This window comes from Bartonella sp. MM97QHHN (assembly GCF_042194285.1).
Taxonomy (GTDB): domain Bacteria; phylum Pseudomonadota; class Alphaproteobacteria; order Rhizobiales; family Rhizobiaceae; genus Bartonella.
The window spans coordinates 155050-170850 of record NZ_JBHIMS010000074.1 but is presented as its reverse complement, the minus strand read 5'-3'; the positions used below and the strand labels follow the sequence as shown (position 1 = coordinate 170850).

General features: G+C 36.1%; 16 protein-coding genes and 1 pseudogene. 3 read left to right on the top strand and 14 right to left on the bottom strand.

Annotated features, from left to right (window positions below; all coding sequences use genetic code 11):
• Positions 1-278: 278 nt before the first annotated feature.
• The 13 genes from ACFIJW_RS04760 to ACFIJW_RS04700 all read right to left on the bottom strand — a co-directional run bounded on the left by ACFIJW_RS04760 (position 279) and on the right by ACFIJW_RS04700 (position 8322).
• Positions 279-1046, bottom strand: coding sequence for a type IV secretion system protein (locus ACFIJW_RS04760; RefSeq protein ID WP_375633486.1), 768 nt, complete (start codon positions 1044-1046; stop codon positions 279-281).
• Complete coding sequence (locus tag ACFIJW_RS04755; protein ID WP_375617808.1) at positions 1043-3514, bottom strand: VirB4 family type IV secretion/conjugal transfer ATPase; 2472 nt, start codon at positions 3512-3514, stop codon at positions 1043-1045. The genes ACFIJW_RS04760 and ACFIJW_RS04755 overlap by 4 nt, the downstream gene beginning before the upstream one ends.
• A 2-nt stretch (positions 3515-3516) precedes the next feature.
• Entirely contained in the window at positions 3517-3825 is a 309-nt protein-coding gene (locus tag ACFIJW_RS04750; RefSeq protein ID WP_375633485.1) for a type IV secretion system protein VirB3, read from the bottom strand.
• A gap of 12 nt (positions 3826-3837) precedes the next feature.
• Entirely contained in the window at positions 3838-4146 is a 309-nt protein-coding gene (locus tag ACFIJW_RS04745; protein ID WP_375633484.1) for a conjugal transfer protein, read from the bottom strand.
• A gap of 123 nt (positions 4147-4269) precedes the next feature.
• Positions 4270-4587 carry a VirB2 family type IV secretion system major pilin TrwL gene (gene trwL / locus ACFIJW_RS04740; protein ID WP_375633483.1) on the bottom strand — a complete coding sequence of 106 codons (318 nt, stop codon included), beginning with the start codon at positions 4585-4587 and terminating at the stop codon, positions 4270-4272.
• Positions 4588-4717: 130 nt separating this feature from the next.
• Positions 4718-5032, bottom strand: a complete 315-nt coding sequence (gene trwL, locus ACFIJW_RS04735; protein WP_375633482.1) for a VirB2 family type IV secretion system major pilin TrwL — start codon at positions 5030-5032, stop codon at positions 4718-4720.
• Positions 5033-5065: 33 nt separating this feature from the next.
• Entirely contained in the window at positions 5066-5383 is a 318-nt protein-coding gene (trwL, locus tag ACFIJW_RS04730; protein ID WP_375633481.1) for a VirB2 family type IV secretion system major pilin TrwL, read from the bottom strand.
• Positions 5384-5513: 130 nt separating this feature from the next.
• Positions 5514-5828 (bottom strand): VirB2 family type IV secretion system major pilin TrwL, encoded by a 315-nt coding sequence (gene trwL / locus ACFIJW_RS04725; RefSeq protein WP_375633480.1) that lies wholly within the window; start codon positions 5826-5828, stop codon positions 5514-5516.
• 113 nt (positions 5829-5941) lie between these two features.
• Complete coding sequence (gene trwL, locus ACFIJW_RS04720) at positions 5942-6262, bottom strand: VirB2 family type IV secretion system major pilin TrwL (RefSeq protein WP_375633479.1); 321 nt, start codon at positions 6260-6262, stop codon at positions 5942-5944.
• Positions 6263-6375: 113 nt separating this feature from the next.
• A complete protein-coding gene (gene trwL, locus ACFIJW_RS04715) occupies positions 6376-6699 on the bottom strand; it encodes a VirB2 family type IV secretion system major pilin TrwL (RefSeq protein ID WP_375620008.1) in 324 nt (107 codons plus the stop codon).
• The gene (korA, locus tag ACFIJW_RS04710; RefSeq protein ID WP_375613158.1) at positions 6662-6961 is read right to left on the bottom strand and encodes a KorA family transcriptional regulator; all 300 of its coding nucleotides are present in this window, start codon (positions 6959-6961) and stop codon (positions 6662-6664) included. Before korA ends, trwL (ACFIJW_RS04715) begins: the two co-directional genes overlap by 38 nt.
• Before the next feature lie 129 nt (positions 6962-7090).
• On the bottom strand, positions 7091-7708 hold the full coding sequence (locus ACFIJW_RS04705) for a TrwN protein (protein WP_375633478.1): 618 nt from the start codon (positions 7706-7708) through the stop codon (positions 7091-7093).
• Positions 7708-8322: a hypothetical protein gene (locus tag ACFIJW_RS04700; RefSeq protein WP_375633477.1), complete on the bottom strand. Its 615-nt coding sequence runs from the start codon at positions 8320-8322 to the stop codon at positions 7708-7710. Before ACFIJW_RS04700 ends, ACFIJW_RS04705 begins: the two co-directional genes overlap by 1 nt.
• 128 nt (positions 8323-8450) lie before the next feature.
• On the opposite strand from ACFIJW_RS04700, the gene ACFIJW_RS04695 reads away from it, so the two are divergent.
• Positions 8451-8738 carry an H-NS family nucleoid-associated regulatory protein gene (locus ACFIJW_RS04695; RefSeq protein WP_375633476.1) on the top strand — a complete coding sequence of 96 codons (288 nt, stop codon included), beginning with the start codon at positions 8451-8453 and terminating at the stop codon, positions 8736-8738.
• A gap of 1584 nt (positions 8739-10322) precedes the next feature.
• Here the strand turns inward: ACFIJW_RS04695 and ACFIJW_RS04690 are convergent.
• On the bottom strand, positions 10323-11600 hold the full coding sequence (locus ACFIJW_RS04690) for a ubiquinone biosynthesis hydroxylase (RefSeq protein ID WP_375633475.1): 1278 nt from the start codon (positions 11598-11600) through the stop codon (positions 10323-10325).
• A 736-nt stretch (positions 11601-12336) separates the two neighbouring features.
• Here ACFIJW_RS04690 and ACFIJW_RS04685 point away from each other — a divergent pair.
• Both ACFIJW_RS04685 and ACFIJW_RS04680 read left to right on the top strand, forming a co-directional pair.
• A complete protein-coding gene (locus ACFIJW_RS04685; protein WP_375633474.1) occupies positions 12337-14778 on the top strand; it encodes a DNA translocase FtsK 4TM domain-containing protein in 2442 nt (813 codons plus the stop codon).
• Between the two features lie 706 nt (positions 14779-15484).
• Positions 15485-15748 (top strand): annotated as a pseudogene (locus tag ACFIJW_RS04680) (DNA translocase FtsK); the annotation flags it as partial.
• Positions 15749-15801 lie beyond the last annotated feature (53 nt).

Sequence of the window (15801 nt, the reverse complement as noted above, 5' to 3'; positions counted from 1 at the left end):
AGCAATTGCTTTTGAGGAAATACCCGTGACATATGTTTGTGTTACCTGGTTAATTTTATCGAAAAGTTGCGTGAACATAGTGAAGTTCATGGCATTCCTCTTTAACGAATTTTCAACTTTTTATATGATTTTTAAGCATTTTTCGTTGAATTTTTTAAGGATAAAATGAAACTTCGTAGACCTTTTCGATCTATGAGAGAGAATTGAGTATTACGCATTAACTTTTTCTTTTTACGAGCATACAGGAAAATAATATACAAAATGTTATTATAAAAGCTTTACCTAATAAATCTTATGGTAGGCATTTTCGTGTTTTTACTATTCAAAATTTTTATGTTATGCTTATCTTTCTGTTGTTTGATAAGTGTATGTTCAGCGTTGCGTAAATGTGTAACCATTTGTAGTTTTGCTGTTTCATTTTGTAGCATAGCAAGCATTCCAATTATATGTGCTTGTAACTCGGCAATACTTTTTAGATCTTTTGTTGTCGTGATTTCGTTTAATAGTTCTTCAATTTGCTGAAAACGATTGTTTGCTTCTTGAAAAGTTTTTAAACTTACGGCTTTATCAGTGATGGCTGCATATTGGATGCGCTTGTTGATAAAACTGCTAGATTCATGGATAGTGACAGGAATTTCTTCTTCTTTTAAAATATTTTCAAATGATGTAGATAGAGCAGAAGTTTTATTTCTATTGTAGAGATTCTCTGGATTTTTGAGAAAAAAGCTACTGTGATCTGTTTGTACATTTTTAAGTTTTTTAGTATCGAATTTTTGGCTTCCCGTTATAGATTCGTGTATCTTTTTTACTTCCTCAAGGTGTTTTTTTAGCATATCGAGAAGTTGGGCATCAGGTGGCGCTTTCTTTTGCTGTGGAGTTTTTTTAGACTTTGATGTATTTGAAGATGAACTTCCAAAAAAATTGGGCCACTTCGTTGGAACGGATGCCGATAAATCCGCCGCCCCAGCGCCCCAAACCCAAGCCATCGCTGGGTTTGAAATCCCTAAAGTTATTACAACTACTATTGAAATGACCTTTTTTTTCATGTTTCCCTCCTGTCATTTTTTGCGTGCTGTAAGAAAATTGGTAACCATATTGCCGGATCATCACCAACTTCTGCGATAATGCTTTCAGCTAACTCTGCGTTATCAGGCGTTCCTGATAACACTAAGAGCTCGTCACTAAAGTCGTGTTCGATGGTTTTTCCATCGCGTGTCAGATGGAATTTACCAAGATTCAGTTCTGCAAGCGCAGATTGATCACCCTGCTTAATGAGGAATTGGCGACTAAATTCACCAAGTCCTTTAACGAGTTCAAATTCGGCATCTGTTAGTTTAAAGCCTTTTGTATAATCTTCATAATTTGCTTTGGGATTGGCTAGAAAAATGTAAGTTGCACACTGTTGAATGAGTGTTTTGGCAATATTACTTTCCAAGGCATCGCTAGGTTCTTGTGTTGCATAAACAAAAATACCATTTTGTTTACGGATAGTCTTTTGTTTATTTTTCGCTAAATCTTCAAAGTACGGATCTTGCAAAGGCTTCCAAAACTCGTCAAAGATATACATAAATCGCTGTCCGCTAATCATGCCTTCTGTGCGGTAAAGCAAATACATCATCACTGGAGTGCGAGTTTCAAAATTATCTAAAAATTCCGTGATATCAAAGCCGTAAATTTGATGTGTTGAGAGATCAAGAGCATCATGGGGATTATCAAACAACCACCCATAATCACCACCTTCACACCATTTTAGTAAGCGAGCATGAACAGATGGGTGAGCATTATAATCACTTAAACGTGGATTTGGTAAAAATTGTACTAGAAAGGACAAACGACGGAGTGATCGGTCAATGTTAGCACTCATAACAGACATAACTGCTTTGTTAATTTCTTCTTCGTCGTGGTGCGTGACTTCACCACCAGCTTCTGCCAATTTTTTAACAAATTGTTTCAAAAAAATAAGATTTTCTTGTGTGGGTGGGAGTTGGAAAGGATTGAAACCACTTTTTCTGCCTGGCTTGAATGTTAAATATTTTCCACCCATCGCCCGAATGGCAATTTCCATACCACGATCTTTATCAAAAACAACAGTTGTCGGCTTAAATTTTTGTGCTTGTGCTAACAAAAAGCCGAGTAAAACGGTTTTACCCGAACCAGATTGTCCGATAAGCGCGGTATTACCAAGTAAACGTTTATCTGTCGAGTCCTCTTCAAGTTTGGAGGCATGAAAATTGAAATAAAGCGGCGTTTTACTGGTTGTTTTAAGAATTGTGACGGCTGGTCCCCATGGGTTGCCAGTGGGTTTTCCTGACATAAAGTTATGAAAAGATGAAAATGATAAAAAGTTCAATGATGTAATCGGAGCAGGACGCGGTCTCCATTTCCAATTGCCAGGAAGTTGTGCCCAATAGCCAGCCTCTATTGCTAAGTCTACAGGTTTGGGCAGTACCGCAACGTCTAGTAATGCTGCACTTGCTTTGGCCATATGGTCGCGAACTTGTTGAATTGTATCACCATAGATCGTTAATGTGCAGTGATGTTCTCCCATGACAAAATGCCCACTGATAAGCTGGTTTAGTGCTTCGTCAATCTGTTCAATTTGGCTCGTTGCCACATCTCGTGCATCAATCAGATTACGCTGATGCCGTTGTAAATAATCTTTAGCAGCATGTCGGGAGAGCACCGAAAAGCTCTGCGTCAATACGAACTCGAAGTCACTTTCCAACAAAACATTCAATTGTCCTGGTTTGGTTGTTGCATCATATTCTTTAATTTCCAGCATTCCAAATCGACGCATTCCACTGGTTGTTCGCAGTTCACCAAGAGCGCCCCATTTTGAGAAAAAAGGTCGATTGACAGACATATAGTCAGCAAAACGGTCATGGCAAATTGGCATAGGGCGATATTCACCATTGACAAGCATTCCAAGGAATTCAAGTGCAGAAGAATAAACATGCCCATTTTTTTCATAAGCACCAAGAAGTTCTGCACCGTAACGGTTTAAAGATTGGCCTAAAGTACGATTGATGTCATTGAGTTCTTTGATACATGTGTCTTGTCGCATCTTTTTTTGATCAAGCGTTTCACGTTCATGTTTAGAAAAGAACGACATAATTTTATCCGCTATCGGTTGAAAAATGACAGTCAGATATAAATCATTGACCATCAAATTATAACCAGTAAAGCTTTGTCGATATTTTTCATCAAGTTGATAGCAAAACATTTGATCAAATGTTGAATCAGGATATTCATAAACACGGCGGCGCACAATATGCGTCCAAAATGATAAATTGGCTGATGCAAGACCCCGTAGAGTATTGTTAAGCTCTTTTATCCATTGAAAAATATCTTCTTCTGAAGCGCTTTGATGCGAACGCCCATCAATTTTCCAAATTGATAAATATTCCGCATTTTTAGTAGAAATAATTGTATCTGTAATATGATGTGAATAAGGCAGAAACAGGCTTACAGGTGTCTCTGATGCAAGGCGTTTGCTGCTTTCAACAGCTGTCATGTTTATCTCCTTTTACTATAATCAGAGGGACTATAACTTGATGCGCCCCAAAAACCTTTGTTGCGATTGCGAAATTTAGTATCGATCCATAACCACCAGATACGAAACGCCTTATCATCGTTTTTAGTAATTTGCACCATAATAAACCATAATGGAGGTGCTATAATCCACAAAAAGATATTTACTGTCATAGCAATAACAGCAACCCCCATAACCATAACGATAAATGGCATCATGGGAACACCCCATATCGTTGGAACACGTGTTGCTCCCTTGAATAGGGGGAATTCTTTTTTTTCTTGCGATTTCATGGAATGTTCTCGTCACTGGAGGTGAAATAATATGTGGCTAATATAAAAAGCTGCACCAGCAATAATGACACTGAATGCCCATCGCATAAATGTAGCTCTTGCGATAATGCGAAATATATAAATAAGCAAAAGTAATAAAAGAATGATAGCAGCAACGATAGGAATAATTATACTTAATCCATATTGCATCCCTATGAAAACATCTAAACTCTTTGTTTCCGTCTGAGCATATGCAGATTGAGTTATTAATAACATAACTGAAGTGATAACAATAACACTAATCTTATATATTTTTACCTGAAGTGTGTTTAATTGCTTCATATCTTTTATCCCCTTTTAATTAAAATTGCTCTAAATAATATTCCTTTTTTCGTAGTATGAGCGATATTACTACTGGTATACAGCTACTACTCGTTTTGTTATTAACTTTATTTATCGTTAACTTTACGATGTTTTAAACAACATTGAGACAAGTTGAGTTGCTGAACCAGCGATGACAACACCGATTGCCCAGCGTACAAAAGTGTCTTTTCCGATGTAGCGTCCTGCATAACCAATTGCTAAGCACAAAAGTATAACAGCAGCAGCAACAGGAATAATATGGGTAGTAAGATCTGTTTGTAGAGCTGTTAAAGCATCTTTAGCTTTTAAAACTTGCGCTTGGGAATGTACAGGATGAGCCGTAATAAATGTTGTTATAGCTGCAGAAATTGCTATGATTCTGTTGTTATTTTGTGATTTGAAATTATTTAATTTTCTCATTTTTTATCCTTTCAGAAAGCATTTATGAATGCTATGTGTTATTATTTTACATTAAATAACACTATCATCAGTGTATATACGACAGATAAATAAAATCTATTTTGTTAAAATTATCCTTATATATAATTCATTATGCTTTAAACAGCATTCCAACAAGTTGAGTTGCTGAGCCTGCGATAACAACACCAATTGCCCATCGTACAAATGTATCTTTTCCGATGTAGCGTCCCGCATAACCAATTGCTAAGCACAAAAGTATAACAGCAGCAGCAACAGGAATAATATTGTCAATAAGATCTTTTTGTAGAGCTGTTAAAGCTTTGTTTGCTGGACTCAAAACTTGCGCTTGAGCATATATAGGATGAGTCATAAAAAACGCGGTTATAGCTACAGAAGCTGGAATGGTTCGATTATTTTTTGACTTTAAATTATTCAATTTCTTCATTTTTTTAACCAATAATTATATTTAAATTTATTATTACTTAGTAAACAGCATCCCAACAAGTTCAGTTGCTGAACCAGCAATGACAACACCAATTGCCCAACGTACAAACGTATCCTTTCCGATGTAGCGTCCTGCATAACCAATTGCCAAGCACAAGAGGATAACGGCAGCAGCAACAGGGATAATGTATTTAACAAGATCATCTTGTAAACTTTTTAAAGCCTTGTTTGCTGGACTCAAAACTTGTGCTTGAGCACATATAGGATGAGTCATAAAAAATGTTATTATAGCTGCAGAAATTGCTATGATTCTGTTGTTATTTTGTGATTTGAAATTATTTAATTTTCTCATTTTTTATTCTTTCAATAAACATTTATGAATGCTATGTGTTATTATTTTACATTAAATAATACTATTATCAGTGTATCTACAATAGATGAATAAAACCTATTTTGTTAAAATTATACTTGCATATAATTCATTACGGTTTTAACAGCATTGAGACAAGTTGAGTTGCTGAACCAGCGATGACAACACCAATTGCCCAGCGTACAAACGTATCCTTTCCGATGTAGCGTCCTGCATAACCAATTGCTAAGCACAAGAGGATAACAGCAGCGGCAACAGGGATAATATGGTCAATAAGATCTGTTTTCAGAGCACCTAAAGCTGTCGTTGCTTTGTTCAAAACTTGCGCTTGAGTGCATATGGGATGTGCCATAAAAGATACGGTTAAAACTGCAGAAAATGCAATAATTCGATTATTTTTTGATTTCGATTTACTTAATTGTTTCATTTTCTATTCTCTTAAGAGTTTTATCGTTATTTTCAATATCATTGAGATTATTACTAATTTATCTAAAATTAATAAGTAAAATCTATTTTGTTAAAATTATCCTTACGTATAATTCATGGAGCTGTTCCAAATAGCATTCCAACAAGTTGAGCTGCTGAACCAGCGATGACAACACCAATTGCCCAGCGTACAAATGTTTCTTTTTCAATATAGCGTCCTGCATAACCAATTGCTAAGCATAAGAGGATAACGGCAGCAGCAACAGGAATAATATTGTCAATAAGATCTGTTTTCAGAGCACCTAAAGCTGTCTTTGCCTTGCCCAAAACTTGCGCTTGAGCGCATATGGGATGTGCCGTAAAAAATACGGTTAAAGCTGCAGAAAATGCAATAATTCGATTATTTTTTGATTTCGATTTACTTAATTGTTTCATTTTCTATTCTCTTAAGAGTTTTATCGTTATTTTCAACATCATTGAGATTATTACTAATTTATCTAAAATTAATAAGTAAAATCTATTTTGTTAAAATTATACTTACATATAATTTATGGCGCTGTTCCAAATAGCATTTTGACAAGCTCAGCTGCTGAACCAGCGATAACGACCCCGATTGCCCAGCGTACGAATGTATCTTTTCCGATATAGCGCCCTGCATAACCAATTGCTAGGCATAAAAGTATAACGGCAGCAGCAACAGGGATAATGTGTCCAATAAGATCTGTTTTCAGGGCATCTAAAGCTGTCTTTGCCTTGCCCAAAACTTGTGCTTGAGCGCATATGGGATGTGCCGTAAAAAATACGGTTAAAGCTGCAGAAAATGCAGCAATTTTATTACGAGCTGTTGTGTGAAGAATATTTAATTGTTTCATGTTCTTTATCCTGATTAAGATTAAAACTCCCACAAATGACCCCTCGTTCATGAAGAAACTTAAAAAGATATTTTGGATCAGCCCAAGTTCTTAGTTTTCCTCTTTGTGTAAGTAACGTATATTTATTTGGTTTTCCGGTGATTGGATCATCGGAAATAAATGTGAAATACCATTCCCTTTCTGAAAGCATCACGACTGTAATCTCACGTGCTGCTTTTTGACTAAATGCCATATCAACGCTGTTTTGTTCTATCATTTTCATTATCTTTGCCCTCAATTAGAAGAGATTTTTTTCAATCTTACTAATTAGAGCTTTAACATTTTCTTATCTACCTTTCATTATAATATCCTATCAAAATTCTGGGTTTTCGTGAAAATATCAATCATCACTCTAGCGATTTTCTCGATGAAGAAAATCTTCAGCTGAAAAAGCATCGTGGGCGCTACTTTCTTTATGTGTAAATGCATCTTCCTCTCCTTTTGAAGAGAGAGGAAGAGAATCTACTTTAGTTGTCTGTTCTGGTTCTTCTTTTTTAAGCTTTACAGGCTCCTGCAAGCCTTCATTTCCTCGTACAGCAGCTTTTACTCCAATATATGAAGTAATTTTTTGCATACGGGTGTGGTTTGAGTTTTCTGTATTGTAAAAATTCAGCACAGACTGCAAAGTCGCTTTTTCAAAGATGCACTTTGATGTTGTTTGTTCATAGCAGTAAGTTAAAGCGCTTTGTACAGCTGTAATATTTCTGCAAAAATCAAACGCATCCAAAAGAGAAAACAATTTCACATTTCCAACATCAATTTGCCCTAAAATTATGTTAAAATTATGTTCACTCTGTTTAGCTGTTGCGATTGTTTCTTTAAACTGAGATGATTGATAGAACAAGTTATCTTTATCATCTGTTACATAGACATTGTCCCGCGTTTCTTGTTCGGCAACAACTGAAAATGTCATGGGAGGCATATTGGATATGTATGCAGCAGCAAAAAATGTGAAATCTGGAACAATCATTAGCAATACACCTTATTATGAAGAATTTTATTAATACAAATGCTAATTCTGTGTTGTGCTTTTTCTCGTTGTCTTTTGATTTTATAAATTTGTAGAATGAGATTGTTTAGCTTAGAATATTCCTTGTGATTATTGCTTTGTTCTCTTCTAAGAATATTTCTAATATATGCGAATATCCAACCAACAAGATAAAAGTGTGGAATAAAATATAGTACATTACGCCAACTAATATTATTGGAATCACGAAGAAAGGCGCTGCTTTTAAAAAATAATAATCTTTGATACTGTATTGAAGCTGCTTGTTTTATATAATTCTCTAGTTGCAAAAATCTTTTCAAAAAAAATTTATACGAAGTAAAAAGCCGTTGTGTATGAGGGGAGGTTTTCTTGTCATAATGAACTACACCATCAATATACAGAGAGGGCTTGTTCTTTGTTGCGTATTGCCATAACTTATAGAGTGACGATTTATATTTACTTTTGACTACTGATTCATGAGAGTCAGAGAGGTGTGATGGTGTTTGAGCACTGCATTTAGCAGTTCCAGCGATTGAGCTGAAAAAAGATGCAGTGGCGGTAATTGATATACCAATAAACAGTTCTTTGTGGCTCAAAGCACATCTCCGTCAAAGTGATATATGTATCGTAATTTTAATTTCGATAATAAATGGACAAAAATTGTCTATAATTGTGTTTAAAATATGGCAAAAAGAAATTCTTTTTTGCAAGGGGAGTAATTAAGGTGAATGATCTCAAAAATATGAATTTTGATGAACTAAAAGAGATGCGTACACAAATCGATGTGGAATTAAAAAAACGGCAAGCAAAGGAAAAGCAAAATGCGCGACGAAAAATTCTTGAAATTGCTAATGCCCATGGAATTGATATCGCTGATCTTGTGAGCAAAGAGCGCCATTATAGAAATCCCAATAACCAATGGGAATTATGGAATGGGCGTGGACGTAGACCTAAGTGGATTAAAGAGTGGTTGGAGAATGGGTATACACTTGATGAACTCGAAGTAACGTAACACGTGTGCGATCTTTACAAGATAAGGGAATACCAAGGAATGTAAATGCAAGAAGTATGCTCTTTTGGGTAATTTAATTGTATAAATATACTGAACGAATATATTAAAGTATTGAGTTACCAAATACAATGATAGGGAGCGTGAAAAAGTTTATTTAAATGCAAAAGGTCTTGTTGTTATAATCTGGCAAGCATAATGATGATGCCAGATTGGAATATTGTAATTGCTTTTGGCATTTGAGAGAGGGGGATATTTTACTTCTTTTTATCGTTTCATTAACGTTGCTCTTTTTAGTCTATGTAAATAAAGAGTTTTATTGATTATTTACAAAAATGGTCGAAATTAGAATAATTTATTGCATAGAGATTTTAACTCAATATGTAAAATGATACTTTTATCAATTAATATGTTAATAAATTAGCATACTTATATTTTTGAAATACTGTTCTGTAGAACAAGCCTGATGTTATAGATTTTGTTTGGTCTTTTTTCTGTAAGATTATATAAGAGGCATTTACTTTATTTATCGTTCGTTTAGTTGAGATGAGTGAGTATATAGAAAAATGGAAAATTTCTATGGCTGTTATGGGTTTTATAGAATTTATGACATATTTCTGAGCGTTTGTGATTAAAATTCATTTATGAGCGTTTATGAATAATGAATAAAGAGCGTATTTGAAAATAAAAGGATTGGATCATTTCTATTGCGGTTTATCTTCTTTTATGGTGTGAAATAGGGGGTGATATGCAGGTTTACAATTGTGTATGATGGTATAGAGTACGGAAAACTTTGTTATATATTGGAATATTTTTTCTAAAGTCGTGTGGTATTTCCACAATAAGTTAAAGAGTTTGTCTGAGAAGCAGAATGCCCCAAACGGAATACATTTATGTTTCCAATTTACGCACTTTTTTAAAAGAAAAATTTTTCAATGCAACTAAGCTTATTTTATAGCGCTTTTCGTGAATAGTATAACGTAAAAGTTCCTATGATCATATAAAATCCATTGTACAGCACCATTTGTACTTCAATAAAAAGTGTAAGCCGGCGTCCTTATACACTTTACTCGCCTCCAATGTTGCTAAAGTCCTTAGTTCTCGAGAGGGGGAGACTTTTTGTTGCTTTGTTTAATTGTTTTTATTTATACGACACTTTCGCTTGTGATGTGCAAGCGAATGATTTTGATTGCTTCAACATGAGAGAGATTTGAAATAAGGGTATTTTATGATCTTTAGATTTCTCACTCAATATGAGAACAATGAACTTATTATTATAAATAAAAGTGTTGTGTGCTAAAAAGTCTTGTTTATTTTGTTATGCCGTGAGATGGCTTCTTTTAAGGTGTGGTGATATAAGGTAACCTCTTTGAGACATTAAACGTTTTTTCAGTGCATGGTGAATATTCTTAGAATGTAGCTTGCTTGTCGAGTTTTATATTAAATGAAATATGGGAGGAGGAAGTCAAGAAAAAATTACTCGACAGGAATCCGGTTTGTAAACAGATTGGATGAGATAGGAATTTTTTGTTCTTTGAAGGAGGAAGGCAAAGGTTGTAAAAAAAGTGAAATAGTATGAATTTTTGCTTAAAGTGGGAAGCCGTGTAGAAGACGTGGAGCATTTGGAGAGAGTCCGGCAGCTTCTTGAATGAAGTATTTTTTTATTTTTGGTGCTTGATTAATGATTCCAAGTCCGGTATCGCGGAGCATCCGTAAAAGAAGGCTATCATTAGAAAAGAGTTTATTAAGCCAATCATTGCTTAAAGCCATACGGACAATTTCAAAACGTCTCCAGCTTTGATAGCGCTCTAAAGCCGTGAGGGAGCCAATGTCAAGACCTAGTCGTGCTGTTTCAATAATCACTTCAGCGAGGGCAGCGCTATCGCGTAATCCTAAATTGAGTCCTTGTCCTGCAATGGGGTGGATGGTATGGGCGGCATCGCCAACGAGAGCAAAACGTGGTTTAACGCATTGACGTGTTAAAGAAAGACTCAAAGGAAAAGCTTGACGTTCGCCATCCCAAGAGAGTTTGCCTAATCGATGGCCAATGCGTCTTTCGAGTTCTGTTTCAAAAATAAGTGCATCAGCTTTGAGATAATATTGCGCAGTTTTATGATCTTCATTCCACACAATGGCGGATCGGTTGCCTTTGAGAGGGAGAAGAGCAAAAGGACCGGCAGGTAAAAAATGTTGAATTGCTTGACCATTATGGGGTTTTTCATGTTCAACTGTGCAGATGATTGCTGTTTGTTTATAGGGATGAGAAAAGTTTTTAAGATCTGCTTTTTGGCGTAATTTCGAATGGGCTCCGTCAGCTGCAATAAGCAATTTTGTTTGCCAAACCTCTTCATTATTTAAAGTAACGGTTGTATGTTGGTCTTCTTGATGAAAATCAATGACACGGGTGTTTGTAATAACAGGGATATTGAGATCTTTGACACGTTTTTTTAAAGTGTTGATGAGTTCTCTATGCTCTACCATAGCAGCAAAGGGCTCGCCGGGATTAATGTCGCCTTCAAAGGTTAAAAGAGTGGGTTTGACAGGATCATTTGTGCTTGTATCTGTGATGATCATTGAATGAATGGGTTGCGCATAGGGTTTTATAGATTCCCAACATTGTAATTGTTTTAACATACGAATAGAAGCAGCAGCAAGGGCAATGGTTCGTATGTTAGAAGCAGGGGTATCTCCTTGTGGAGCAGCATCAACGATTTTTATTTTCAGATTAGGGGCTGTTTGCTTGAGTGCTGTCGCTAGGGTTAAACCGACAGCTGCCCCCCCTGCAATGAGCAGATCACATTGTTTAGTTTTATGAGATTTAATTTTTTTATTGGGTTGTACGTTTTTATTGCGATTAGAACACACAATACTTCTTCCATTGTTTATAGTTTGCTTTCTTTTAAAAAGAATATCTTTTTACATTGCCTAAAATATCTTAACTTTTACTTTTCTCTCTGCTTTACAAGAACGAGGTTTCTTTTTGGCGCCAATCTGATGACGGATTGGTTTTTCAGAGTTTTTCTGCTTAATCATTTATGTGATTCATCTTACAGATTTATCGGATAAGCTTTTTTGAATATTCCTCTTCAATTCTTTTTACACTTGGTTGATAAAAAAGAAAACTAAAAATAAACAAAGATGGTCGTGTATTTTTTAAGTTGTGTGAGTTACTTCAGTATGCCTGTCCTGAAGGGGGATATTTAGTTAGTATGATAGATAAAAAATTGTTGTCATTCGTGATGGTTAAAACAGTATTCATATTTTGCCGTTATCATGATGTAGCATAAAAAATATTATTTGTTGAGGAAGGTGCCTATAGGACCCATGTGACATTTTAACACATGAGGTGTTTTTTGGTTGATCGTGTGATAAATATCTTGGGAGAGCTTTTTGTGTGCCTTATGAAGGATAGTCTCTTAGGGTGGTGATATATGAGTGATATGAAGTGGTTAGAAGGTAGAACGCGCTAGATAAGACGTCGGATTGTTTACAGGCTATTTGTTTACAGATCGGTACAGAGTTTTAAGCTTCATCCTTTTTTAAGAGAGAGAGGGAGTTATAACTCTTTAAAATATGAAAGTTTTGTATTTGGAATTGATAGATGCACCGAAGTTCTTCTCCTTATGATTCATTAGAAGTGCGAAATTCTCAAGGTTCGCGTCTTATTGAGATGTTTTTACGTCAGATAGGGGTATTTATTGGGCTTGGGCTTTTGGGCTTTATTATTTTTTGTGTGTTTGCTTTGGCGACGTGGAATGTTGAGGATCCATCTTTAACCCATGCAAGTACAAATGAGGTTACAAACCTTATGGGGTGGATGGGGGCAATTTTTTCAGATTTTATTATGCAGTTTTTTGGCTTGGCAAGTCTTTCTGTTTTGTTGCCACCGTTATTTTGGTCTTTTCTCTTGTTGGCGCAAAAGAATATCTACAATTTGACTTTGCGCTTTTTTTTATGGGTGCTATCAACGATTTGTTTTTTAATTGCTTTTGCCCTTATGTCACCTGTTGCTTCTTTTACTTATTGGCCATTGCCAATGGGATTAGGAGGGGTTTTAGGAGATAAAGTTTTAAGTGTTGCTTCTTCAGTCTTTCCTCTTTTTCTTTCTCCTCCTTACACGGTGTTTTTCAGTGTTGTTTTTATTCTTTTAGGTTTTTTCACCGCTGCTTTTGCTGGTAATGTGATATGGCGGCGTCGAACAAAGAAAAGAAAAGAAAAAAGCATTCCCAAAGACGAAATCGTTAATCCAGTCTTTGAGTTGGAAGAAGATACGGAATATGCCGCAGAGGAGGATCGTGAAAATCATGGTTTTTTTGCGACAACTTGTGGCGCTCTTTTGCATCTTTTTTATTTTTTTCAAGCGCGTTTTTTTCGTTTATTCTGTTTCAAAAGGCGTTTTCAGAGTAAAGGGCAAGGAAAGCCATTTGATCGGATTGAGCCAACTTTTTTAGGTGAAAAAGTAAAGTGTGAGGAAAATCAAAATAAAGCCTATATTTCTCCTGTTAAAAATCGAAAGTCTTTAACAGCTTCTTCAAAGGGTGGTTTTGTTCTTCCTCTTGTAGATTATCTTTCGGTTCCACCACCGTCTGTTAAGGATGCAAAACTTTCTCCTGCTATTTTAAGAGCAAATTCTCAAGAGCTTGAAGGGGTTTTGTTAGATTTTGGGGTCAAAGGAAAAATTATAGATGCTTGTCCTGGACCGGTGGTAACTTTGTATGAATTTGAACCGGCTGCAGGCATTAAGTCTTCCCGTATCATTGGTTTGGCAGATGATATTGCACGCTCGATGCGTGCGATTTCGGCGCGTGTTGCGGTGGTTCCAGGACGTAATGTTATTGGAATAGAATTGCCTAATGCAAAGCGTGAGATGGTTTATTTACGAGAAATGTTGCAGGCGCAAGAATTTATTGACAGCAAAGCCAAGCTAGGACTTGCTTTGGGTAAGACAATCGGGGGGGAAGCTGTTGTTGCAGATTTAGCAAAAATGCCCCATCTTTTGGTTGCTGGTACAACAGGATCGGGAAAGTCTGTTGCTATCAATACAATGATTTTATCATTGCTTTATCGTATGACACCTGAACAATGTCGTCTCATTATGGTGGACCCGAAAATGCTTGAGCTTTCGGTTTATGATGGCATTCCCCATTTATTAACACCCGTGGTGACAGATCCTAAAAAAGCCGTGATTGCTTTAAAGTGGGCTGTTCGTGAAATGGAAGAACGCTATAGTAAAATGTCAAAACTAGGCGTTCGTAATATTGATGGGTTTAATGCACGTCTTAGGGAAGCTGCAAGTCAGGGAGAGACAATGGTGCGGACAATTCAAGTTGGATTTGATCGCGAGACCGGTGAGCCTCTTTATGAAACGGAAACACTTGATTTTAGTCCTATGCCCTATATTGTTGTCATTATTGATGAAATGGCTGATTTGATGATGGTTGCTGGTAAAGACATTGAAGGCGCGGTTCAACGCTTGGCACAAATGGCACGTGCTGCCGGTATCCACGTGATTATGGCGACACAGCGTCCTTCCGTCGATGTTATTACTGGGACGATCAAAGCCAATTTTCCTACACGTATTTCTTTTTCTGTGAGTTCAAAAATTGATAGCCGAACAATTTTAGGTGAACAGGGGGCCGAGCAATTATTGGGACAAGGAGATATGCTCTTTATGATGGGAGGAGGACGTATTCAACGTGTGCATGGTCCTTTTGTTGCGGATGATGAAGTGGAGCAGGTTGTTGCGCATCTCAAAGCGCAAGCACGACCTGATTATTTGGAAACAATTACGCAAGAAGTTGAAGAGGATGGTGCTGATGTTTCTTTGGCTTCTCCTTCAGAAGATGATCCCTATAGTCAAGCTGTTGCTATTGTGCTTCGTGATCGTAAGGCTTCGACTTCTTATATTCAACGCCGTTTAGGCATTGGTTATAATCGTGCTGCGACACTGATTGAGAGGATGGAAGAAGAAGGTATCATTAGTCCAGCAAATCACGCAGGGAAACGAGAAATTTTAGTGCCTGCTGAAGAAGAGCGCTTTTGAAAAATCTTTATAGTTGTTTTTTATAATATCTTATAAAACAAGTGTTTGTTTACTGTATCGTAGAAAGTCTGCATTTTCATACACCAGTTCTCGATTTGCGATAGCTCCTTGGCACTTGGAACTCTTTATAAGGGGATTCTTTATCTTATATAACTTTTATCCACACACCAACCTTGCTTGTAATGTGCAAGCAAATGATTTGAGTTGATTCAATATGAGAGAGTATGTGATGAAAGAATCTTATTGTATTTGGCGTTATGATTTAAGTTAAAAAGATAAATTATTATAAATCAATATCTTGGTATAAAATAATGTTATTGCGAATGTAGGGGTGTAAAAGCATGTAAGACTTGATATTTAAGTGTCTTTTTAAGTGCGCTCTAAATATTTAGGGCAAGGCTGATCTGTCGAGTCTTAATATAAATGAATTATATGGGGTGGGAAGCTAAGTGAAATTTGCTAAACTCCAAACTGTTTACAGAGCGGTTGTGGTGAAAATTTTTATTCTTTTGGGTGAGAAGGAAGTCAAAAAAGTATTTTTGATACTTAAAAGAGCTTTCAGGTTTGCGAGTAATATGTTTAGTCCTTAATCCATTATGTCTTGACTATAATTTATGTTGCTTCATAGATTAGGGGTGGAAAAGAATATATTATGCGTTTAGAAAAGCAGGAAATTTGGATGCTTTCGGAAACTTAAACGCAGACTGATTATTTGGAAACGATACCGCAAAAAATAAAAAAGGATGTTTCTTTAGCTTTTTCTTTAGCAGATGATTCCTATTGTCAAGCTGTTGCTATTATGCTTCGTGATCGTAAGGCTTCAACTTTTTATATTCAATGTCGTTTAGGCATTGGTTATAACCGTGCCGCCACATTGATCGAAAGGATAGAAGAAGAAGGCATCATTAGTCCAGCTAATGATATGGGTAAGCGAAAAGTGTTGGAGATTGTCGAAGAAGAATACTTTTAAAAATCTTTTGATATTTTTTTCAAACAATATCTTTATCTTATAAAGAAGGGTAT